The organism is Sphingobacteriales bacterium (assembly GCA_016706405.1).
Taxonomy (GTDB): Bacteria; Bacteroidota; Bacteroidia; order Chitinophagales; family UBA2359; genus BJ6.
In genome coordinates this window covers 824,699-849,168 of record JADJJT010000001.1, presented here as the reverse complement: position 1 = coordinate 849,168, position 24,470 = coordinate 824,699, and the positions used below count along the sequence as shown (strand labels likewise).

General features: G+C 41.9%; 16 protein-coding genes. 7 read left to right on the top strand and 9 right to left on the bottom strand.

The genetic code is table 11. The features are described from left to right. Positions 1-129: 129 nt before the first annotated feature. Positions 130-723: a hypothetical protein gene (locus IPI59_03315; protein ID MBK7526588.1), complete on the bottom strand. Its 594-nt coding sequence runs from the start codon at positions 721-723 to the stop codon at positions 130-132. Between the two features lie 29 nt (positions 724-752). Further along, the gene (locus tag IPI59_03310) at positions 753-3,500 is read right to left on the bottom strand and encodes a gliding motility-associated C-terminal domain-containing protein (GenBank protein ID MBK7526587.1); all 2,748 of its coding nucleotides are present in this window, start codon (positions 3,498-3,500) and stop codon (positions 753-755) included. Between the two features lie 485 nt (positions 3,501-3,985). Here IPI59_03310 and IPI59_03305 point away from each other — a divergent pair, with 485 nt between their 5' ends. The 4 genes from IPI59_03305 to IPI59_03290 all read left to right on the top strand — a co-directional run bounded on the left by IPI59_03305 (position 3,986) and on the right by IPI59_03290 (position 10,795). After that, positions 3,986-7,465 carry a caspase family protein gene (locus IPI59_03305; protein MBK7526586.1) on the top strand — a complete coding sequence of 1,160 codons (3,480 nt, stop codon included), beginning with the start codon at positions 3,986-3,988 and terminating at the stop codon, positions 7,463-7,465. A gap of 87 nt (positions 7,466-7,552) precedes the next feature. Beyond that, positions 7,553-8,695, top strand: coding sequence for an acyltransferase (locus IPI59_03300; GenBank protein MBK7526585.1), 1,143 nt, complete (start codon positions 7,553-7,555; stop codon positions 8,693-8,695). 93 nt (positions 8,696-8,788) lie between these two features. Then, the gene (locus IPI59_03295) at positions 8,789-9,727 is read left to right on the top strand and encodes a dihydroorotate oxidase (GenBank protein ID MBK7526584.1); all 939 of its coding nucleotides are present in this window, start codon (positions 8,789-8,791) and stop codon (positions 9,725-9,727) included. Between the two features lie 60 nt (positions 9,728-9,787). Further along, positions 9,788-10,795 (top strand): VWA domain-containing protein, encoded by a 1,008-nt coding sequence (locus IPI59_03290; protein ID MBK7526583.1) that lies wholly within the window; start codon positions 9,788-9,790, stop codon positions 10,793-10,795. Between the two features lie 112 nt (positions 10,796-10,907). On the opposite strand, the gene IPI59_03285 is transcribed toward IPI59_03290, so the two are convergent. Further along, the gene (locus tag IPI59_03285; GenBank protein ID MBK7526582.1) at positions 10,908-12,857 is read right to left on the bottom strand and encodes a protein BatD; all 1,950 of its coding nucleotides are present in this window, start codon (positions 12,855-12,857) and stop codon (positions 10,908-10,910) included. A gap of 264 nt (positions 12,858-13,121) precedes the next feature. On the opposite strand from IPI59_03285, the gene IPI59_03280 reads away from it, so the two are divergent. Then, positions 13,122-14,153: an aldose 1-epimerase gene (locus IPI59_03280; GenBank protein MBK7526581.1), complete on the top strand. Its 1,032-nt coding sequence runs from the start codon at positions 13,122-13,124 to the stop codon at positions 14,151-14,153. On the opposite strand, the gene ccsA is transcribed toward IPI59_03280, so the two are convergent. Next, positions 14,095-14,763 (bottom strand): cytochrome c biogenesis protein CcsA, encoded by a 669-nt coding sequence (ccsA, locus tag IPI59_03275; protein ID MBK7526580.1) that lies wholly within the window; start codon positions 14,761-14,763, stop codon positions 14,095-14,097. The two genes, IPI59_03280 and ccsA, sit on opposite strands and share 59 nt — an antisense overlap. Positions 14,764-14,825: 62 nt before the next feature. Further along, positions 14,826-15,719 carry a 3-hydroxybutyryl-CoA dehydrogenase gene (locus IPI59_03270; GenBank protein ID MBK7526579.1) on the bottom strand — a complete coding sequence of 298 codons (894 nt, stop codon included), beginning with the start codon at positions 15,717-15,719 and terminating at the stop codon, positions 14,826-14,828. A gap of 596 nt (positions 15,720-16,315) precedes the next feature. Between IPI59_03270 and IPI59_03265 the strand changes: the two genes are divergently transcribed. Then, a complete protein-coding gene (locus IPI59_03265; GenBank protein ID MBK7526578.1) occupies positions 16,316-18,055 on the top strand; it encodes a T9SS type A sorting domain-containing protein in 1,740 nt (579 codons plus the stop codon). Positions 18,056-18,359: 304 nt separating this feature from the next. On the opposite strand, the gene IPI59_03260 is transcribed toward IPI59_03265, so the two are convergent. The 3 genes from IPI59_03260 to IPI59_03250 all read right to left on the bottom strand — a co-directional run bounded on the left by IPI59_03260 (position 18,360) and on the right by IPI59_03250 (position 21,461). Further along, positions 18,360-19,064 (bottom strand): hypothetical protein, encoded by a 705-nt coding sequence (locus IPI59_03260; protein MBK7526577.1) that lies wholly within the window; start codon positions 19,062-19,064, stop codon positions 18,360-18,362. Further along, positions 18,997-19,797: a hypothetical protein gene (locus tag IPI59_03255; protein MBK7526576.1), complete on the bottom strand. Its 801-nt coding sequence runs from the start codon at positions 19,795-19,797 to the stop codon at positions 18,997-18,999. The genes IPI59_03260 and IPI59_03255 overlap by 68 nt, the downstream gene beginning before the upstream one ends. A 332-nt stretch (positions 19,798-20,129) precedes the next feature. Further along, the gene (locus IPI59_03250) at positions 20,130-21,461 is read right to left on the bottom strand and encodes a hypothetical protein (GenBank protein MBK7526575.1); all 1,332 of its coding nucleotides are present in this window, start codon (positions 21,459-21,461) and stop codon (positions 20,130-20,132) included. A gap of 363 nt (positions 21,462-21,824) precedes the next feature. On the opposite strand from IPI59_03250, the gene IPI59_03245 reads away from it, so the two are divergent. Further along, a complete protein-coding gene (locus IPI59_03245) occupies positions 21,825-23,300 on the top strand; it encodes a proline--tRNA ligase (GenBank protein MBK7526574.1) in 1,476 nt (491 codons plus the stop codon). Positions 23,301-23,321: 21 nt separating this feature from the next. Here IPI59_03245 and IPI59_03240 read toward each other — a convergent pair whose 3' ends face one another. Continuing rightward, a complete protein-coding gene (locus IPI59_03240) occupies positions 23,322-24,296 on the bottom strand; it encodes a hypothetical protein (protein ID MBK7526573.1) in 975 nt (324 codons plus the stop codon). Positions 24,297-24,470: the final 174 nt, after the last annotated feature.

The window sequence follows — 24,470 nt, the reverse complement described above, 5'->3', positions numbered from 1 at the left end:
TTGGCTACAAAATTTTGATTCAGTAATTATTATTAGTTATTTGAATTATAAATTTATAATTTCATGGTTGTAAAACCTCGGCGATTGAGGTTAAAACAACCCGCAAAGTTATTACTTTTTTACCACAAATTACGATTTATACAACGGCAACTGTTGTTGTTGTGTTGCCACCAACTGCGCAATTAAATTAAAAAAATGCTGGGGTTTGTGCTGTCGCCAGTTTAATTGGTTAAAACGCGCATCTAATATAAAATATTGTTGCAGGCCATTTGCGGCCATTTCTTGCAGCACGTGTTCTTGAAAATTAATCAATACAACCCAACCATTTTCGTCGGCAATATCGTCTTTAAACTCTTCGTAATATGCTTCGTCATCGAAATGAAAATTGAGCACATTTTCGCCAATTAGTATAAATTTAGTAATTTGGTTGGCGATTAATGGGTCAAAAACTTTTCGTTTTAACAACATAATATCGCTACTGATACAGTCATTCCATTCGCCAATTAGCTCGCAAACGGCAGTACCATTTGCATAATCAGCATAAATTAGTTTAATATACAATGTATCTGAACCGATATCGTCCCATTGGGGGTGAATATAAAAATTGTAAATCCGGTTTTCGTATTCAAAATCGTTGTACTCGCACTCGTAAAACGGCGATTTTTCGTCTTCGCTGGCAATATAATCATCGCGCCAACGGTGGTAGGGTTCAATATGGTGCATTATTTCTTATAAGTATGTTTGTTTATGTGTTAGCGTAGTAACGAAATATTGCCTTTAACGGTTACAAGGTTATCGCTTGCAGCTACTTTGCCTTGCGCATAATAAACATAAACGCCAACCTCGTTAGGGTTTCCGTTTGTGGTGCCGTCCCATCCTGTATTAAGGTCGGTGCCGGTGTACACCAATTTGCCCCAACGGTTGTAAACAACAAAATTAGTTAAGCTTTCAATGTTTTTGCCTTGCAGTATAAACATGTCGTTAATACCATCATTATTGGGTGTAAATGCCGATGGGGCAATTAAAAATCCATCGTAAACCAGCGATACTTTAAGTGTGGTCGTATTTTGGCAGCCATTGTTGTCGGTGCCGGTAATGGTATAGGTAATTTCTTGGGTGGGGGTGCAAGTGGGGTTAGGGCAGTCGGTGCAGCTTAAATAGGTATCTGGAGACCATTGATAAGAGGTTGCGCCGCTAACATTTAGCGTTGTACTTTGCCCCAATAAAACGTTAGCATTAGTAGCAGTTAAAGTTGGGTTGGGGTTTAGCTTATAGTTTAAATTAAAAATATTGCCTTGTGGGGTTTCGCCGGTGGCAGTATAGGTTTGGCTAATATTAATAGGTGGCGTAAGGTTTAGCGTTGGACCTGTTCCAATATTTGTTTGATTAACTGTCCATTGTACGTTTAAAATAGTATCGGGGGCTGTTAGTTGTACGTTTTCCTCCGGATTGATACACAGCGCAACAGCATCGCCCGATATAGTGCCAACCGTAACAACAACGGTATCAGTAACTAAACAGTAGCCAAATATTGACGAGCTAACAACGTATTGCTGGGTTTTAGGCGGCGAGGCTACCGGGTTGGGTATAGTTGGGTCTGACAGGTAACTGCTGGGCGACCATGTGTAGCCATCGGGGCCACCACCCGTTGCATTTAAGGTGGCACTTGCGCCGGGTAAAATTTGTACATCACTACCCGCCGACAATTGTGGAGTGGGCAATAAGGTTATCTCTTTAATTATGCCGCCGGCAATATTGGGGTTATTTGCCTCAACCCGATAAGTAATTTGGCTCGTGCCCATCGTAGCATTGTAAGTTGTACCCGTAGCAATAACGGTACTATTGCCAAGTACGCTCCATTTGACGTTTACTAACGAGTCGGCAATGCTTAGCGTAGCTACTGCGCCTGGTGCAACACACAAGGTGTCGTATTGGACATTTTTTTCGACTATGGTAATAGTAATTTCAGCTATATTTTGGCAAAATTTATTACCTACCGAAGCAAAATAGGTTGTAGTTTGAGTTGGCGAGGCGATGGGTGTAAACGAAAATGGGTCGTCTAAACCATCGGCGGGGTACCATAAAATTTCAACATCGGGCACCGTGGTAGTAGCTGTTAGTTGTACCGATTGCCCTTTTTCGATAGTAGCCGATAAGGGATCGACACTAATATCCGGAATTGGGTATAAAGTATAAATTTCTTCTTTTTTAAGACATTCACCGGCTTTAATTCCGGATGCTTTAAAGGTTTGCGGTGTGTTCAGGCCAACCACTTGTAGCTCGGTAGTTGTTGACAAAATGGTTCCGGGGTCGCTTAATTCAAACCATTGCCAGTCTAAATTAGGGTCTTTGGTTTTTAGGATAATTTGTTTGCCTACTTCGGCACATATTGTATCGCCAATTTGCTCAATATATACAAACGATTGTATATGGTCTGAAATGCCCAATCCGGTTGTTGATTTAATAGGGATAGTGCTAAAAACGGGGTCTTTATCGTTGGGGTTGTCAATCACTAAAATATTGGTGCCGCCATCTTCAACAATATACAATTTGCCGTCGGCGCCCAGTTCAATTTGCCCTAATCCGGCTGAAACAACGCCACCTAAACTGGGCAAAAATGCCTTGTAAGTGCCCAACGAAAAATCGTACTGAAACACATTGGGTATTCCTAAGGTGTACCATAACGAGAAGTACATTTTACTGCCATCGGGCGAAAATTCAACTCCAAACGGAGCGCTGTTAAATTTTAAAGGATCTTCAAGAACAACGGGGTTACAAATATCGCCTGTTTCGGGGTCAAAGTCGGCCAAAAATACGGTATTGGCAAAGGCAAAGCAATGGCCTATGCGCCCTTTATGGTAGTCAAACTCGCCGCGGCCATCAAACCCCCCCGGTTGTGCAAATGGGTAAATTGATTGCCCGGGATTAATACCTGCTGCGTCAATTAAAAACTTTTTATAGCCCTTGTTACACTCGTAGGTAAGCAACCAGTATTCGTTTTTTTGAGGAATACTAATTACTTCAAGCCCTTCGGCAAAATTGCCACCATCTATCAAGGTGTTTTTTTTAATTACATCGCCCAGTCCGCCGTTAAGGGTCATATCAATAATTGAATAATACAGCTTGGTGCAAACTTCGGCGTTATAGAATATGTAAAACTGGTTAGGATTGCCTACCACTGGGCAAAGATTAATTTCGGTTGAAGAAGAATTGGCAAAAATGCCTATCGAGCCGGGCATAATGTCGCCGTTTTTGTCGTTTACACCATTTGAGGTGTACCAAAACATTAGGTTGCCAAACTCATCTTCAAAGTGGGCAATACCTTCGTACGAGCCGGCAATGCCGGTATTATATGGGGTTGGCGGGTTTGTTGAAAAGTCGAGGCGCACTACGTCCACCGTACTATTGAAAAACAAGTTGCGCAATTTGCTTTGGGCAAAGCTTGTGCCTGTATGGGCAAACAGGCAGCATATAACAATTAATAGTTGAATTTTTTTCATATAATATAAGATGTGATTTTTACCTTTTGTGAACAAACAAGTTTTATACTGCAAGTTTAGCTTTTTTATCCTAAACTTTTACAAAGCTAACGAAAATTAGGTAAAAAGGTTGTGAAGCATTACCTGCCTCGTATTGCTTCTTAGTTTAAGTACAAAAAATGTCGGCAAATAATCTTTTACGTGGCTCAAATATACGCAATAAAAATAAAATTAGTCAAGCAAAAACAATAGAAATCAGTTTCATTTATTTTTTCGGTCTGGGTAATATACTTGGCAGCCCATCCGTAATAGTATTTTTTAAATAAAAAGGGCTTCATTATAAATATTGAATTACTTTTGTGTTGCCTTGCCTCCTCACTCTATTACAAAGCGAAAATATTGGTAGCTCCATTTTTTCCGGAAGTTTTTTTTACTTTGTAAGCGTTCTCAACAAGCTACAAAGTTCATTTAATCACCATTCAATAAAAATAAACACATTTTAAACCATGGCCTCAAAACTTTATACCTTATTAATTGGCGTTGACAAATACCCTACCAACCAACTTACGGGCTGCGTGGCCGATAGCTTGGCTTGGGAAGATTACTTAAAACAAACCCATAACGATATTGTTTGGACAATTTTACGCGATGCCCAAGCTTCAAAAGCAAATATTGTCCGGAGTTTTCGCGATATAACCAAACAAATTACACCCGCCGACCGTGTTTTTATACAGTATGCCGGCCACGGTGCCCGCGAAACTGCCCCCGCGGCCTTTAAACACCTTACCACCGATGGCAAGTTAGAAATTATTATGCCCGTTGACTCAATGAACGAGCAAGGATACCTAACCGCCAACACCTTAGCCGATAAAGAACTGCGCTACCTAATTTGGCAAATGGCTCAAAAAAACCCCGAACAGTTGGCACTTGTTTTCGATTGTTGCCACAGTAGCGGAGGCACACGCAATTTACAGTTCGTAAAAAGCAGGTTTCACGCCGCTGGCAACAACGCACAACCCCGCGCCATTGCCGACTACGTTTTTATGAGCGATGCCCAATTATTAAACAGCATTAAACAAAATAAACGGGTTAATATCCCATCCGGAAACCATATTTTTTTAGCCGCCTCTCGCAACTCGCAAACAGCCAAAGAGTTTCCGATAAATGGAGTACAACGCGGCATTTTTTCGGTATCCTTGCTTGAGGCACTGCAAAACACCAATGGCCAAATTACCTACCGCGACCTGCTTATACGCGCCAGCGCCAAAGTAACCAACGCCGTAGCCGACCAAAACCCCCAATTAGAATTGGTAAACCCCAACGATGCTAACCGACTGTTTTTAGGGGGCAACCAAAAAGGCCGGCTTTATTATTTGGTTACAAAAAACCCTGCCGGCTATACCATTAATGCCGGGGCATTGCACGGCTTGGCACTTAATACCGAGCTTGCCCTTTACCATGCCAACGCCGACCTTGAAACCGAACAGCCCCTAAAAACCGCTACTATTAACAAACTGAATACTACTACCAGCCAATTAGATTTATCGTTATTAGAAACAGAAACTACGTTTAAAGCTTTGGTAACAAGTAGTAATTTGCCCCGCATTCAGGTGTTTATTGGCCCAGAACTTGCCAACAATACAACACAACAAGCGGCTGCCAAAGCCCTTTACGATGCTATTGCCGCCGACAAACAAGCCAGCAGCCATATTGAACTGATTGACGAGTGCTCGCAAGGGCAAAATTATTGGGTATGGGCTTATACCGAATCCGGAGTTGATAAATACATGATTACCGGCCCAACCACTAAACTGCCACTTGTTAAACAAACTGAAGGGTTTAACAATACCTCCGTCAAACAAATGGTTGCCCAATTGGTGCATATTGCCCAATGGAACCGCACCTATAAATTACAAAACCCCAATACCAAACTTGCCGCCGCTAATATAAAAATAACCCTCCGCATTCAAAGCCGAAACCCGCAAACAGGCGTATTTGCCAATTATAACCCCAAACAACAAGAAGGTGTAATTATACTGCCCTACCACGACTATACCGAAGCCGACGGCAGCACCCGCAGCTCCATCAGATACGGCATGACCATAACCAATACCAGCCAAAAAGAATTATGGGTGAGTGTGCTATCGCTCGAAACAAATTTTAAAGTAAGTAACGAGTTTTTACCCAAAATAAAACTAAAACCCGGAGAATCGGCAGAGTTAGGGCAAGACATCGGCACAGAATACCCCCTTGAACCCTACGTTCCGGATGAGCTTTTGGGCTTAGGTACTTTCGAAGACAACCAACTCTATAAAATATTTGTAGCAGAACTGCCAAATAACGAAGAGTTTGAAACCGCCCAGTTCAATTTATCGGCATTAGAAAGGGCTTCTACCCAACGGGCCAGCCGCCTGCGCGACATCCCCCAAGCCAGCGATTGGATTTGCTTTGACTTGGTGTTTAAAGCCGTTAGAGAGGCATCGGCAACCGATACAAGCCGCAGTTTAACTGCCGCGGGCATAACTATTAAAAGCCCCGTTAGCTATACGGCACAATTAACGGGTTTAAACAAAGCCACTACCCCAGCTAAAGCAGCAACTACGCGCGGGGTACAACCTGCCGCTGTTTTTCCTGAAGCCGACATTTTTGCCCAAAACCCCCTCAATACCGCCCCCTTAAATATTATTAAAACACGTGGTACCGGAGGCTGTTTAAATATGTTAGAGCTAAATATCGCTAAAACCGATTTAGCACAAGTAGATGCCAAAAACCCAATTACAATTCAACTTCCGGATAAATTAAACGAAGACGAGTACCTTATCCCATATAGTTTTGATGGCGATTATTATTTGCCTGTAGGTTTTGCTCAAAAAAATCCGGATGGTAGTACCAATATTGCCATTGAGCGGTTAGTGCCGTCAAAATTAGTATCCGGAAGTGAAAATGATGGCAGTTTAGACGGCACATCTGGCAAAACACGCGGTTTGTTTTCTACAATACGAATAGTTTTTCAAAAAATAGTAGGTCAAAAATTGGGTTGGGGTTACGATTATCCAAAATTAGTCGCCGTTGAGCGCGACCCGCAAACGCAAGCGGCTGTTTACAGCAATTTAACCCATTTAGAAATTGCCGCAAAACTGAAAAACTTTAAAAAAATATTGGTGGTGCTGCACGGTTTTACCGGCGAAACCCGCACCCAGTTTTTACCTTCAACAGGTGGCAGCGGCTCGCCCTTGCTTGACCTTGCCGACAAACATGGCTATCAAATGATACTTGCATACGATTACGACAGCCTGAATACCCCCATTAAAGAAACTGCACAAGCGCTTAAAACCAAATTGGCAGCAGCAGGTATTGGCCAAGGGCATGGCAAAACAGTGCATTTAATGGCGCACTCAATGGGCGGTGTAGTTGCGCGCTGGTTTATTGAAAACGAAGGTGGCAATACTATTATCAATCATCTAATTATGGTGGGCACCCCTAACGGCGGCACACCCTGGCCTAATGTACTCGATATGCTAAAATTAGCGGCAAGTTTTGCACTTAACAAAATTACACTTCCGGGCATACCCGTGGCCATTATTGGTTGGCTTTTAGATAAAGCAAAATTGGTTGGCGATGTAGATGTTGTTACCAACGATTTAAAAACAAAATCGGTATTTATGGACGAGTTGGCTAATTCGCCCGACCCTGCCCTGCCCTATACTATTATTGCCGGAAACACCAAATTGATAAATACAAACAACCAAAAACAAATAAAAGGCTTAATGGACAGGCTTAACCTGCCCGGACTTGCCAACAAAACTATAACAAGCTTACTTTTTGGCAGCGACAACGACTTAGTAGTAAGTAAAGCAAGTATGGGCGCGGTGCCCGGAACACGTAACCCGCTACCACAACTTAACGAAGCCGCCTGCGACCATTTATCGTATTATCAAAGCGAAGCTGGCCTAACCGCAATTGATACGGTTATGAATGGCTTGTAGTGGTTGGTTTTTTGTAATAAACCATAGTTGCTATCTGCATATAGTTGTGCTATTGGTACAATAGGTAGGCAGTAAAATATACCAAAGTTGATGGTAAACCCCAATAACAGCCAATTATTAAAGCTCGTTTACTTGCCAGGGCTAAATGGGTTGCGAGCTATTGCAGCCTTAGCAGTGGTTATATCGCATATTACCCTCTCCCTAAACGAGTTTGGACTTAACAACAAAATTTTTGGTACCGATAAGGCGGGTAATGCTTCGGGGTTAGATTTGGCCGGATATGGGGTAACTATATTCTTTACTTTAAGTGGCTTTTTGATTACATTTCTGTTACTCAAAGAAAAAGAACTGACAAAGCTAAAAATAAAGGAATTTTATATCAGGCGTGTTCTTCGTATTTGGCCGTTGTATTATTTGTATTTTTTAGTTTGTTTAATTGTAATTGTGTGCTATAAAATTACAATTACACCGTCTTCCATTTATTTTTACCTGTTTCTTGCAGCTAATATTCCGTTTATATTGGGTACAGCCTTGCCAATGCTTGCCCATTATTGGTCGTTGGGGGTCGAAGAGCAGTTTTATTTGTTTTTTCCACAAATTGCCAAGTATTCAAACAAGTTTTTATTAAAAACATCCATATTACTAATACTTGTTTTGCTTGGTTTAAAGGCTGTTTTTTGGTTTTTAGACCGAAACTATGATATCCATATTCCATATCTTGCCATAAGTGTTACTCGGTTTCATACCATGTTTATTGGGGTGGTAGGTGCTATACTTTACTACTATAAAAATGCAATATTTTTTGCCATAAGCACCCATATAATAACGCAAATTATTTCGTGGGGGGCAATTTTGCTGCTAACATTCAATCGGTTTCATATTGCTTCGGCAATTGACGGTGAAATCATTTCAGTTATCACCGTTTTTTTAATCATGGGGCAAATAACCAAAACTAACTACCTAATAAATTTAGAAAATTCTTTTTGCGACTTTATTGGAAAGATTTCATACGGAATTTATGTTGTTCACCCGCTTTTAATATTCTGTTTTACCAAATTAGTTGGGCAATTTAATTCAAACGCCTTGATTAATTATGTTTTTATTTATACAGCTATTACCGCCGCAACAATTATTACGGCCTATTTGAGTTACGAATTTTATGAAAAGCAGTTCTTGAAGTTAAAAATAAAATACTCGACTGTAAAAAGTGTAAATACCATAAACAGCTAACTACCCTAAAATAAAATTAAACCAACCGTTAAAACAGCGTAACTTTGTGCGCCAAATAAACTGCACAACAAAACAAAATTTTCATTGGCAAATATGGATATTAGCACCCGGTTTTCCGGAATTAGCTTGGATAATTGCCTGTACAATGCTTCGGGCGCATGGTGTATGACCATTGCCGAATTAGTTGATTTAGACGTGAGTTGTGCCGGAGCTTTAGTAGCAAAAAGTTGTACCTTACAACCTCGCGAAGGCAACCCCGAGCCGCGGTATTTTCCTACTGCCTGGGGCAGTATTAACTCAATGGGCTTACCCAATTTAGGTATAACAGCCTATTTAAACTACTTAACAACGCAGCGCGCACCAAACAGCACAAAGCCCTTTTTTTTATCGGTCGCCGGCCTTAGCCTAAACGAAAATTTAGACCTACTGCAACAGGCAGCGCCATTTAGTAGTCAATTTGCAGCTATTGAGTTAAACTTATCGTGCCCCAATATACCCGGAAAACCCCAAACAGGCTATGATGTAGGCCGTACAGCTTACGTGCTCGAACAGGTTTTTGCCAACTATCAACACCCTTTGGGTGTTAAGTTGCCACCCTATTTCGACATGGCACATTTTGACGAAATGGCAGCTGTATTAAACAATTTTCCTTTGTCATTTGTAACTTGTATTAATAGTATAGGTAACGGCTTGGTAATTGACCCCCAAACCGATGCCGTTGTAATAAAACCCAAAGGCGGATTTGGCGGCATTGGCGGCGACTACATAAAACCTACCGCCTTAGCCAACGTGCGGCGCTTTTACGAGTTGCTAAAGCCAGATATTGCTATTATAGGCTGCGGGGGGGTGCGCACTGGTCGCGATGCCTACGAACATATTTTATGTGGCGCCTCGGCGGTGCAAATTGGCAGCCAATTAATGCACGAAGGGCCTGCTTGCTTTATGCGTATTGCCCAAGAGCTGAAAGCCCTGATGGCTCAAAAAGGACATCAAAGCCTGCAAAGTTTTAAAGGCAAACTGCTGCAATACTAAATAAAAAAAATCCGGATGGTTTTGCCGCCATACCGCACAAAAAACCGCTAATTTTGCCCCATGTTTTCGGCTTTTGCACAAACGACATTTGTACATCCTTGGTTTTTATTATTGCTAATTTTGTTGCCTTTTTTTTGGTGGTGGCATTATAAACGCAATAAAAACCGGCAAACTTCCCTGCTTTTGCCCACCGCCAAAGCGTTGCTTAAACAGCCTAAAACATGGTTATTGCTAACACAGCCCTGGTTATACAGTTTGCGTTTATTGGCTTTTGCTTGTTTGGCAGTAGCAATGGCAAGGCCACAAACCGTCTATACCGAACATAAGGTAAACGCCCAAGGTATTGACATTATCATCTCAACAGATGTGTCGAGTAGTATGTTAGCCCGCGATTTTACCCCCGACCGCCTGCAAGCGGCCAAAATATTTGCTGCCGAATTTATAAAAAAACGCCCCTACGACCGCATTGGCTTAGTTGTTTTTAGCGGCGAAAGCTTTACACAATGTCCCCTAACAACCGACCACCGCCTGCTGCAAACCCTGCTTGGCAGCATTAAAAGCGGCGCTATGGCCGATGGTACAGCCATAGGCATGGGCCTGGCCACCGCAGTTGACCGCCTTAAAGACAGTGAGGCAAAAAGCAAAGTAGTTATTTTATTGACCGATGGCGTTAATAATGCCGGAGCTATTCAGCCACTTACCGCTGCAAGTATTGCTCAAGCCTTGGGTATAAAAGTTTACACTATTGGCGTTGGTACTAAAGGTATGGCGCCCTACCCCATGCCCGGCTTTTTTGGCATGACCCTGCAACAAGTACTCGTCGAAATTGACGAAGCTTTGCTACAAGAAATTGCTGATAAAACCAATGGAAAATACTTCAGAGCAACCGATAACGATGCACTGCGCCGCATTTATGACCAAATTGACCAGCTTGAAAAAACAAAGATCGAACAAACAACTATTACTAAACACATCGAAAAATTTTTTGGGTGGGTAATAATCGCGTTGGTTCTTTTATTGGTTGAGTTTTTGTTGCGAAAAACACTGTTTAGGTCTTTGGTTGAATAGCAAACTGTTCAATTTGTTGCTAGTATTTATCCGGATAAAAAGTGCGAGGCAATAATTTCCGGAAAAATACAAGGTTGGGCAACAAGTTTTTATTTTGCTGCTTTGGGTGGTTCTATTTCTTTTCCATCTTTGTAAGCAACTCAACCGCTTGCTCGTAAATTTGCTGCTTTGTAGTTTGGTCGCTGCTAACTGGGGCGTAAATGGCCATTTCGCAGTATTGACTAATTTGCTGCCATTCATTTATATATTGGGCATCAAAACCTTGTTGGGCAAGTAAGTTTGCTGCCTTCCCCGCCGATAAATTAGCTACGGGCAAGTTTAGTTTATCGGCGGCAAAATGTAGTAAGGCCAAGCTTAGTGTTTCGTAAAAAGTTTTATCGTTATTATTGTTATTATTAGCCATAGCCAACTGTTGTTTAGCAGCACTCAAACGTTTTAAGGCTTTTTCGGTAGCTGTATTGCTGCGCACCGTGGCCGCATCAGGCTGGTTAGCTATTAAGTATTGTTGTCGTTTGTACCACAAGCCAAACACCAAAAACGGCAACAACCATGCCAACCAAAAAGCCGCCGACTGCCATAAAAATACTTTTTGCAAACCCATTATAACGGTATTTCGCTGGGGTCTAAGGGTTGTTAAATCGTTGTTGGCAGCTTCGTTTGTGCCTTTTGAGGGTAAAACATTAATGGTAATACTGTCGCCCCGAAGGGTTTGGTATTGTTTGGTTTGGGGGTCGAAATAACTAAACTCAAGTACGGGTAAATTAATTTTTCCGGAGCTTTGCGGTATAAGGGTGTATTTAAACTGGCGCGTACCTTTTAACGAGTCGGCATCGGCAAAAACTTGTTCGCTGGCATCGGGATTAAAAGTTTCTATACCTTTAGGCAATTCAAGTGTGGGTGCTTGTATTAGTGGTAAATTGCCTGTTCCTTGTATGGTTAGCAATAAATCGAGTGGCTCGTTGGCAGCAATTTGTGTGGCTTTAAGCCGAGTATTGACGGTAAAATTGCCCACTCCGCCGGTAAAATTATTTGGCTTGTTAATATCGGGCAGGGGTAGCACCGTAATTTGCAACGAGTCGCTGCTGAGTGAAACTGTTTCGGAATCGTAGCCCAAGCTAAAAAAGCTGTGGCTGTTGGGGTTTGGTATGCGCACGTCAACGGTTGCCGACATAGGGGCAATATTTAAATTACCTGCTTGTTGGGCAAATACTATGTATTTTTTTAAATCGTAGTAGGTATAGGTGTCGTTGCCAATTTTTACCCTGTTATTTGCTTGCATCACTTTGGGCGTGGTTTCTTGTACCCAAAAGCCATTTAAGGCAGGTTGTGCTAAAATTTGATAATTGCTGGCATCTAATTTGGTATAGAGGCGGTATTTTACTGCTAATTGCTGACCTAAATAGATGGTGTTTGTATCGATTTCTATTTTTAAAAAAATATCTTTTTTGGTAATGGTGGTAGTAGGGCTCGCCTGCCCGGGCGCAGTAGCGCCTGGTGGCGTTGCCGGAGGGTTGCTAAATGGCGGCGTGCCAAAAATGGGTGGCCAGTTTTGCCCAAAAGGGTTTTGAGGGCTTTGTTGCCGCCCCCTGCCTGCCCCCGATGAAGAAGAAGAGGGCGGTGCTTTGGCATCAACTTGTACTTTTACTGCCGCCGAACGCACCGTGCCCCCGCCTTCGAGCATAGCTGTAGCCGCCGGAATAGTGTATTTGCCCGTTTTATTGCCTGCCTGTAAAGTAAAACTTATGCTGCTGCGCATGGTAGTTCGGCCATTTATCATGCTCATCTGGGTAGAACGATTGGGGCCGCTTACCAGACTAAAATTGCCAAAATCGGGCGACTGAAAATCGCGTATATTAGCGTTATCTACTACATAGTTTAGCTCGAAAAAATTATTTGGCGCTACTGTTACCGTACTTGGATTTACTTGTAGGGTTTGGGCAATACTGTTTGTACAAGTGATAAAAACTCCGGATAGTAAAAAAAAGCAAGCCGTGCACCAGTGTATAAATACTTGTGCTTTATTGATAGTTTGGTTTTCATCTGACAACTGATGCCTGTCCATTCGTTTGCTTTTAAATTTAATATTGCGTTGTGGCTATATTGGTTGATAGGAGTTGATTTGAGTTTGTTTTGCTAAGCTCGCCTTTACCACATTTGATATACAATAAGGGGCAAAATTACGCCATTTTTTTGTCCGGAAAGGAAGAATATACCCGCGATTATGGTTTTGCTGTGGCTTTTATTTGATTATTTTGATAGTTGGTTTTTTAGTGCATCCGGATATAATTTTTTTGCCTATTTGTAATTTTTTTTGCAATTTTGCAGTATGTTCAAGGTAAATAAGGCGTTGTTTGGCCAAGCTACGCAATTAGTAGCCGAGCATAGCAATAACGGTATAAAATTAGTTGTAACCCCGGATTATGGCGGCAATTTTACGCAATTATGGCTGCCCATAGACGGCCATTTGCTGAACGTTTTAGATGGGTGCGGCACTGCTGACGAAATGGCTACAAATGAATTGGCCAAAGGCATTTTAATGGCGCCGTTTGCCAACCGTATTAATAACGGACAATATGTTTGCAACGGCATAATGCATCAACTGCCTGTAAACAGTTCGGTGCAGGGGCACGCCATTCATGGTTTTGCCCACAGTTTGCCTTTTAATGTTACCGGTACCAAAGCCACCCAAGATTTTGCCGAGCTACACCTGAAAGCTGCTTACGGAACTGGCAACTATCAGGGATACCCTTATCCATTCAATATGCGTCTTAGCTATAAAATTACCAAGCAGGGCTATTTTATCCTTAGTACCAATATTCAAGGCATGGATTACGAGGTAGAGATGCCCGTGCAGTTTGGCTGGCATCCTTATTTTAGCTTGGGTGTTCCCGTAGATGAGTTGTTGCTTCAATTGCCGCCGGTGCGGCGACTTGGAGTAAACGACCGCCTGATACCAAACAAACAGCTTGAAACATTTACCCATTTTAACGAACCTCAACCTTTATTAGACTGGAACTTTGATACGGGTTTTGCCTTTGTTGAATCCGGAGCAACCAATACAATCCGGCTATTAAAGCCAAATGGTTGGGGCCTCGAAATTGGTTGCAGCGAATTTTATCCGTTTGTACAAATTTATATCCCCGAACACAGGCAGTCCATAGCCATTGAACCCATGACGGGCACTACCGATTGTTTTAATAATGGCATGGGGTTAATTGAATTATACCACCGAGAAAGTTACTCGGCTGCATTTACGGTTAAGCCTATTTTTACAAGTATAGAAGCCCTGCGCGCCAACCCTAATGGGCAACAAACAACTGCCGATTTTCGAGCACCAACCAACGCCAAACTATATTAGCCAGCCAAAAGCTCATAAATATCCAGCCAATAATAGTAGGATAAAAAATAAGACGCATTTGGTGGTCTAAGTCGTAGCCGCCAAAGGCGGGGTTGCCGCCGTTGCCGGGGTGCAGCGAGTCGTACATGCGTGGCACAATAAAAATTAGGGTAATTAACAGCGGGAAAGCAAACAAATTATAGACTGCGGCAATACGGGCGCGTTTGTCCACGTCATCAATTGCGTTGCGCAAAATGGCATAAGCCAAATAAATACATAAAGCCACTAACGAGGCTATTTGTTTTACGTCTCCGTTCCACCAGTCGCCCCAGGTAAAGCGCGCCCATAACATGCCGGTAAACATACCCAACCAACCTAATAAATTGCCAACTATGGTAGCGGCATTTGCATATAAATCGTGTTTTAGGTTTTGCGACCTTAGATATTTTGTGCTATACATAGCCGATGTTGCGTAAATGGCTATCATGGCAAACCACATAGGCACATGAAAATATAAATTCCGGATGCTTTCGTTTAATATGGGCAAGCGAGGTGGCGTGCTCAAAAATCCGGCAAAAATACCGTACAAAATAAGTATCACGCTGGCGTATTTATACCAGTTTTTAGCCATATTGCTTTCCATATATAATGTTCGCTTTGTTTTGCTAATTTTTCTGTTTTGTTTTATGTTGTTTATTTGGCAAACCGAGGCGCTACAACCAAATCTTTGTTTCCGGATGAATAAGTGTAAAATCCTTCTTTTGTTTTTACGCCTAATTTTCCGGCGGTAACCATATTTACTAATAAGGGGCAGGGGGCATATTTGGGGTTTCCAAATCCGGTGTATAATACGTTTAGTATCGCTAAGCAAACATCTAAGCCTATAAAATCGGCCAATTGAAGCGGCCCCATAGGGTGTGCCATGCCAAGTTTCATTACCGTATCAATTTCGGTTACACCGGCTACACCCTCGTACAGGCTAATGATGGCTTCGTTTATCATGGGCATTAAAATGCGGTTGGCAACAAAGCCTGGGTAGTCGTTTACCTCTACGGGTGTTTTGCCCAGCTCCACCGATTTTTCCATTACGGTTTGTGTAGTTTCGTTGCTTGTGGCGTAGCCGCGTATCACTTCAACCAATTTCATTACGGGTACGGGGTTCATAAAGTGCATACCAATTACGCGGTCGGGGCGGTTGGTAGCGGCGGCTATTTTGGTAATAGGTAGCGATGAGGTGTTTGAGGCCAAAATGCAGCTTGGTTTACATAGTTGGTCAAGTTGGGTAAAAATGCCCAATTTAAGGTCTATGCGCTCGGTGGCAGCCTCAACAACCAAGTCGGCGTGTTCAATACCACTTTCGGTAAGTTTAGTATTTGTTTTAAGGTTTTTAAGGGTGTTCTCTTTGTCGGCAGTAGTAATATTGCCTTTGGCAATTTGCCGGTCTAAGTTATTGGCAATTGTGTTGATGGCTTTTTCTAAGGCAGCTTCGCTAACGTCAACAATGGTAACGGGGTGGCCATTTTGGGCAAATACGTGTGCTATGCCGTTGCCCATGGTGCCGGCACCAATAACTGTAACTTGTTGAATTTGATTCATGTAAATAAAAAGGGTTTGGATGTGGTTGCCAACTAATTTTTGCGCGAAGATACAACCTTAGCCATTATTTTGCAAAGCCCATGTTTAGTTTTTTTTATCCGGAAAAAAAGCGGGCGACTCAAACAGTTTCCGGATAAAAAGGAAAAAATAATAGTAATCATATAATCAAAAAAATCAGTGGTTCAGACGAATCTTTTTACTCAACGCATACAAGTTAAATAAATGCCGTAAATTGCCGCTATATTTAACCATATAACCACCATTTGCTATGATTTTTTGCTTTGTTGCTACTGCCCCCGCACCGGCACCTCCCGCGCTTTAAGCAAGGGCAGGGGTAAATACTAAGCGTAAGCTTACCGCCTTGTATTTGCCTCTAATTCCCTCATCCGGAAGATTAACCCACCCCTGCGCCCCTACAAGTAAATAACCCACCCCTGCCCCTCCGAGGAGGGGAAATTGCGAAATCCTACTAATCCGTTAATCCGCTACATGAGTGGTTCAGGCAATTTCCGGAATAAAAAACCACAAACCAAACCAATTTTTTAACCCCAAAAATCCTATTCAAAACCTTTTAATTGCTTAATATTATGAAAACTATATTTTTAGTAACATTTTTACATATTGGTTTAATTAGTTTGTTGGCACAACCCCCAAAATATTTTGAAACAAGTTTTAGTATAGATAATAACCTTATAAGTGTCGCGAATGTAGTTTGCGAAACAGCTAATAACGAGTTGGTATTTACCGGTGCTACACTTGATACTACACACCTTGAGTGGCGCCCACTTGTTTTAGTAACCGATTTGTTTGGAAAAGAAATACATTCGTTAGATTTTAAATCGTATTTTCCGGATACTAGTTTAGAGCATCCACATGTCGGACGTTCTTTAATTGTAAATAATGATGTAAGTACAATTGTAGGATATACCGATGCTGGATACAAGGCAAATTGTTTTTTTACAAAATACGATATAAAAAACAACAAACTAATTAGTACCGATTTTATAGGAACAACCCAGAATTCTGAAGTTGCTTACGCCATGTGCCAAACTACCGATAAAGGGTATTTACTAGCCGGTCTATTGCAATCTTTCGAACCAAATGACTCTGCAGAGGTATATCCACATATATACAAAGTAGATAGTATGGGTAAATTTGTATGGTCAAAAACTTATAAACAGTACAATTTATCGTCTAACTGGTTTATTGATATTGTCCCCGCCGATGTCCCCGACGAATACTTTGTTTCTGCTACTATTGATTATACTGCGTATGATGGTGAGCCTTTATTGCTAAAAATAAATGGCGAGGGCAAAATTATAGCTTCAAAACTTTACAACAATGAAGGGCAAGGTGCAGCCGGAAACGTTAAATATGATAAAGCCACAAATACCGTTTTATTTACAATGGCTGAAGACTATAAAGTGCCTTTTGATTTACAAGCTTGGCGGTTAGTGCAATTAACCCCCGACCTTAAAACCGAATTGTTTAATTTTTTTTATACCAACCATCAAGGAACTCCAGCCGGTATGTTTGCCCTCCCCGATGGCGGTTTTATAATAAGTGGTTGGGTTGTTGAAAAAAACAATACCTTAAATGTTCGTATATTGCGTTTAAGCAAAAAAGCCAAAATTTTATGGCAGCGCACCTACGGCACCCCCGAAGAAGACGACTATGCCTATGACATGATTGAAACAAGCGATGGCGGGTATGCTATTTGTGGTCGCACCCATACTACAACTCAGGCACGTATTTACCTTTTAAAAACCAACTGCATGGGCTTGCTCACCGAGCCGCAAGCCAGCTACGAAATTGCCCAAAACGAGGGTTTAACCCTAACGCTCAAAAATACCAGCCAATACGTTTACCCCGATAGTATAGACGGCGGTTTTTATGTTGTTGATTGGGGCGATGGCTCAAAAGATACCATCACTACCGATAAAGAGCCTACGCTAACACACACCTACGCCCAATACGGCACCTATAATGTTGTACTTTATGGCTGGGTTTGCAACGACCTTAGTGTTTATGGGCAGCCAATGGGCGTTTGGCCCGTTGGCATCGAAAATTCCCCCTCTTCAAGGGCGTTAGGGGGAGTAACCCCCAACCCCGCCTACCAAACCGCTACCATAACCCTAAACCCTACATTAATAGACCCCAACTTGGCATTACAAATCTACAACACCCAAGGGCAGTTGGTTAAAACCATTCCTTTGTCCGGAAGCGAAACCACCACTTTCAGCACCGCCAACTTTACATCCGGAATATATTACTGCCGCCTTCAAAACCATCCGGAGATAGAGGGGGTTAAAATGGTGGTGTGGTAATTTTTTAGGTGGAGGGGTATCTTGCCCCTTCTAAAATTCCGCAAACAATGAATTGAGCTTGCCGAAACTTCTTGGTTCGGGTAATAAAGATAATAATACTACTACCTTCGGGGTAGTTTTTATTTGGTTTCTTTGTGTTTTATAAGCATTTCACCCCTTCGGGGTTTAGCAGCCGCTTGAAAACCCAACCCAATCCTTAAATCCTGAAAATCCAAAAATCCTATAAATTCTGTTCAAGGCAATGCGCCGCGAATAGGATTATCCGGAAGCAAAAAGCCGAACTATATGGTAATGCGGTCTTGGCTTAAAAAGTAAACCCTACGGTTAAAACAGCATTATTATTAGTGGTGTTAATAACGGCTGTTGGCACAGTTATATTTTCTAAATTGTAGGGTTGGTAGTAGCGTTCGTAAAAGCTATGCACAAGGGCAAGGTCGGCATAAATATTTTTACCCCGCAAGCCAATGCCGCCGGTAATGTTTTGCCGGCCTTGTTTGTTGAGGTTTTTAAAGGGACTGCCGTAAAGGGCATATCCGGCCCTAAGCCTTAACATGTTAAGGGCAAGTTCGCCTCCTACTTTTATATTAACAGCACTACCGTAGGCGGTTTCTATTTGGCTGTTTATAAAATTTTCGTATTCTATTTCGTTGGCATCTGAGCTGTTAAAATTATAGCGAGTGCTGCCGTAATTAACAAATTCTATATCGGCGTTTACAAAACCATTTTTACCTAAAATACTACCTAAGCTACCCGTAACGCGCCAAGGGGTTACTAAGGCGTAGGTATAAATACCATAGTCGTCGTCGCCATAGGTGTCGTTGCTATTGTCTAAATGGGTGGTTAAGGAGGTGCTATATACATCTTCAAAAGATATATAGGTGGGGGTGTGGGCGGCAACACCAATGCGTAAATAATTGGTGGGTATAAAGGTTGCTCCAAATTTAGCATTTATGCCTGTGCCCGAAGCGTGTATTTCGTCGAGGCAAGTTAAAATGGCTAAAATTGCCAAATTTATTGTACTTGTCGTCTTCGGTAAATAATAGTTGGTTTTTGTAGTTTATAAGTGGTATATTTAACGAGGCACCAATTAACAGGTTGTTGCGGTAGTTAGCACCAACGGCCAAATTAAGTTCGTCGTGCCCGCCACTGTTCTCCATGCGTTCTAACTGGTAAAGGCCGCCTTGTGGGGCAAGAGGCTGGTTGTTGGTTGCCGTTACTAAGCCGGCTGCAATGCCAAGGTCGCCATAATACGAGCCTTTGCCTTGTTGGGCAAAAAACTGGGTCATGGAGGTGGGTGCCTCGGGGCCATACATGGTTCGGTTGCTGTTGTAGTTGGCCAAGCGGTTAAAGCCAATGGCTATATTTACATTTTGCCAGTCTAAATTGTTTTGGGGCTGCCTCGAAAAAACATAGCCCATGCTGGTAAAATTAAACCTGGTACCACTTTGATTTTGGGTAGAGTTTACATACTGAACTTCGTTTGCGTTGGTAAATATAGACGGGGTAAAACTAAGTTCGTTGCGGCGGTACAGCCCAATTCCGGATGGATTATTGGCGGCAGTCGAAAAATCGGCGCCAATTGCACCAAAAGCACCTGCTACGGCCATACTGCGGGCGGTTCCGCCAAAAGTAGTTTCGCTGTAACGCAAAGCATCGGTAGCCGATTGTGCGCTTAGGTTGCTAATATTAAGGGCTATTAAACAAAACGAAATAGCTGTTAAAAATAAAATGCGCGTTGCCATAGGATAATATAGTATAATATAAATGATTTGTGTCTTGGTTTTTTTGTAGATGATAGTTTAGTATAGACGTAGGGAGTGGTAAAGTAAAGCTAGGGTTGGGGTAAATAACTGCTTGATTATTTAACTTAGGCGTATGTTTTTATCCGGATTTTGTATTGGTAAAAGTTTAAAACATTAGCATCGGCCACTATGTATAAATTTAAAAGGGCAGGCATTTTACATTACCTGCCCTTTTAACTGATGCTTTAATAAACTGAATGAACTGGTGCCGTTACCCCAAATTAGCAAATATGTTCTAATTATCTTGATTGGGGCGCAGCCAAACTGTTTTTTTAGTTGCGTTTATTACTTTTACGCTCGGTTTTGCCGGTGCGTTCTTTAATGCTGTTGTTGTTATTGCGAGGCTCGGCGGTTGGTTGGCGCCTTTGTTCTTGTTTTGGGGTATTCATTTCTTGGCGGCGTTCTTTGCGTTCCATTTTGGGCTTTTCCCAACTGTCTTTGCTCTCGTAATTGCGGTTGTTTTGGTAACGCGGTTGTTCGTTTGTTTCGGTATTGCGCGGGCGGCTATAATCGTTGTTGTTTATTTCTGGTTCGGTAGGTTGTTTGCCCCAGTTTGGCGTTTCGTTTTTATTCATTTCAATTTTTTGCTGGTTGTTTTGCGTGTTTGGAGCTTGTTCACGAACGGCGGGTTGGCTGTCTGAATTGTCGTGCTCCCGAATAGGTTCAACGTTTTTACCCGTGCGCCCCATATCTATAGTGTTATTATTAGTGTTGTTGCCATTGGGTACAGGTTCGGTATTTTTAGGGCGTGCATACGGAAAATCGTTATAAACACCTGTATTAACCCGGTCGTTGTTGTTGTTATTGGTATTTGGTGCGGTTACTATTGGGTTAGGCACTTGGGCTTCGGCCCCTTGGCGGCCATTAATTTTGCCTGTATTTGTATTGTTGGCATTGTCGTTATTGTTGTTGTTATTATTATTGTTGTCGGTTTTACCGCCACCGCCGTCATCGCCGGGTAAGCCGCCGGGGTTATTGGGTTGGCCAGTTACCAAGCCACCTAAACCATTTTTGGGGCCATATCTGCCGCCATCGTTATAGCCATCGTCTCCATTATTATAGCCATTGCCATAATATACATCGCCATAATAGTTATTATATACGTTACCATAGCCGTAACCGTAACCGTAGTTGTAGCCCCATGGGTCGTAACTATTATAGTAGCTTGGGTAGTACCAGCTATTATAATGATGGGCATAATGATGATGGCGGTTGTAATGATTATAGCCATACCAATTCCAATTATTATACCAGCCCCATGGGCTATAACTGTAAACTATGGTTGGCCTGCCCCAATACCAGTCAAAGGGGTCGTAATAGTAGCTACTAGTGTAGTATGGATTATAATAGTCCCAAGTACCACAATGATTATAAAACCGCCTAATACGCCTTGAGTATTCCCAGTCGTCGTCCTCGTCATCGTAGTAGTAATTATTTATGGTAGTGTTGCCTTCTTCGTCAGTTTCCGAGGTGCTATAATCGCTACTATTGGTTTTATCATAGCCATTAGGGTTGTAATACACATCGTCTTGTGCAAAACCACTTGTTGAAAATAGGGCTAATAATAAAAAAACAGTAGTTAATTGATGGATGAAAGTTTTCATTTTATTAAATTATATAAATGATAATAAGGTGAAATAAAATTAATGCTGCCAGCTTATTTTTTCGGCAATACCTTAAATTACACTAACAGCTATGCTGTTCGACATTAAAGAAATGTAAAAGTTTAACCGTATCTTTGCAAAGTTTTTTAAATTTTGTTAAAAAACAAGTTCTTTTTCATCATCCGGAGAAAAAGAAAACTTGCCCAATTTGTTAATGACTCCTTTTTAAGGAAAGTTACAACTTTAATGCTACTTAATCCGGATTAAATTTTGCTCTTCAAGCGCTACCATAATAGGTTTATCTAAACAATACTTATATCCATACTTAAAAGACAATTATTTTTATAGATTTATTCTCATTTTATGGCAAAAGAAATTACACCACGCGCACAAGATATTAATGCATGGTACAACGATTTAGTAATTAAGGCCGGATTGGCCGACTACTCTGCCGTTCGGGGCTGCATGGTAATTAAACCCTACGGTTATGCTATTTGGGAAAATATGCGCAACCAACTTGATGCCCGCTTTAAAGCAACAGGGCATGTAAACGCTGCTTTTCCGTTATTTATACCTAAAAGTTTTTTAAGTAAAGAGGCCGCCCACGTTGAAGGTTTTGCCAAAGAATGTGCCGTTGTAACGCATTACCGCCTAAAAAATAGCCCCGATGGCAACGGCGTAATTGTTGACCCCGAAGCCAAATTGGAAGAGGAGTTAATTGTGCGCCCAACCAGCGAAACCATTATTTGGAATACTTACCGCGACTGGATTCAATCGTACCGCGACTTACCTATTTTAATAAACCAATGGGCTAACGTAGTGCGTTGGGAAATGCGCACTAAATTGTTTTTGCGCACCGCCGAGTTTCATTGGCAAGAGGGGCATACCGCCCACGCTACCGCCGCCGAAGCCGTTGCCGAAGCCCAGCAAATGCTAAACGAGTATGCCAATTTTATGGAAAACTATATGGCTATACCCGTAATAAAAGGAGTTAAAAGTGTTAACGAGCGCTTTGCCGGAGCCGAAGACACCTATACCTGCGAAGGACTAATGCAAGATGGCCGTGCTTTGCAAATGGGCACCTCGCACTTTTTAGGGCAAAACTTTGCACGTGCTTTCGATGTGCAGTTTTTAACCGCAAGCGGCGAACGCGACTATGTGTGGGCTACTTCGTGGGGGGTTTCTACCAGGTTGATGGGTGCCTTAGTAATGGTACACAGCGATGACGACGGGCTGGTTATACCGCCTAAAATTGCGCCCCTGCATGTAGTTATGGTGCCACTTATAAATAAAGATACCCAAGCGCGCTTGCCAGAAATGCAAGCCTTAGCCAACCGGATTAAAGCTGAATTAGGCGAAAACTATATTGTTAAATACGATGACGATGACACGAAACGTTCGGGGTTTAAATTTGCCGAGTACGAGTTGCGCGGCGTACCCATTAGAATTGCCTTTGGTGGCCGCGACTTAGACAATGGCACCCTTGAAATTGCACGCCGCGACACCCGCGAAAAAATGGTTGTACCCGTTGAGGGAATTGGCCAGTATTTGCGCGATTTGCTCGATGATATTCAGCAAAACTTATTCAACAAAGCGATGGCTTACCGCCAGGCTAATAGCTGCCAGGCTAATAGCTGGGACGAGTTTAAAATTGCTATTGGAAAAGGTGGTTTTGTAATGGCACACTGGGATGGCACCACCCAAACCGAAGAGGCCATTAAAGCCGAAACAAAAGCTACTATTCGTTGTATTCCGCTTAATAACCCTTTAGAAGATGGTGTTTGTGTTTACTCGGGCAAACCATCAACGCAGCGGGTTATATTTGCACGTGCGCATTAAAAAATAAAAGCGTATTTGCTTTTAATCATCGGCGTTTTCATCGTCATCGTCTTCATCGTCTTCACCTGCTTCATTGTCGTCGTAGTCATCATCGTCGTCATTTTGGGTATAATTGCCGCTATCATTCAAATTAATCAATTTGGTGAGTTCGTCGGCAAGGGTATCGGCATCATCTGTTTTTGAAATACTGCTTGGTTTGCTGTTGCCCTTTTTTTTGAGGACTTTTTTTCGAGGGTTCCAGCACTTATTAAAATAGCGAAATAGTTCTTTTTCGGTAGGGAAATGGGTATTTATGGCAAAATAGCCGTCGTACATAAATTGGTTGCCGTTGCTTTTCCAAAGTTCCATTGCGCCTTCAATAATGGTAGCCAACGCCACCTCAATAGGCACTAAACAAACAATTTTGACGTAGTTACTGCCAAAAAACAGTTCCTCTACTTCCGATTTGTGTTCGTCGCAAATTTGTTGTAAAAAATATTTTATTTGGGCCATTTGCTCGTTAGTTAAGGCATTGCCACTTAATGTAGGTACGGCAAACACATAGCGCAATTTATTATTTTTACTTCCCAATCCTGTTGAAATGATGCCAAAGGCGTTAAAACTATCGTCGTCGCTTAAAGCATTTTCCACATGAATTCGCGATTCTTGTAGTGCTAAATACGACCAATCTTTTAAGTACCCTTGTGGTTGCTGGTTAAAAAAAGTTTCGATTGCGCGGAAAGCAGCAATTTCGGACGAGTTGCCTAACTGGATGAGCAATATTTTACAAACAGCCATGCTAATTTCCGGATTTTGTAACTGCAAAATAGCTTCGTCTATATTAAGTTCGAATGGCAGTAGTTCGCTTCCTATCAGATTGTGGTATAACCCCGATGCCTCAAAATAAGCTTGCTGCACATCGGGCGGCACGCCATGCTCTAAAAGATGTACCTCGCCCGAAAAAAGTTTCAACAAAGCATTAATATCCATCCCCTCGGGCAAAAATTGATTGTCCATATTTGTTAGTTTTAAACAAGAAGTCCCAAACATAGCTATTTTGTAGAAAAAGTGCAATACTTTTGCAGTTAAATTTGTATTAAAAGATTAATTTTATCCGGAAATAATCTTTGAAACTTCGTTTTTAAACAAAAGACAAGTTTTTTTCTGTCTAAAAACACGCTTCAACCTCGC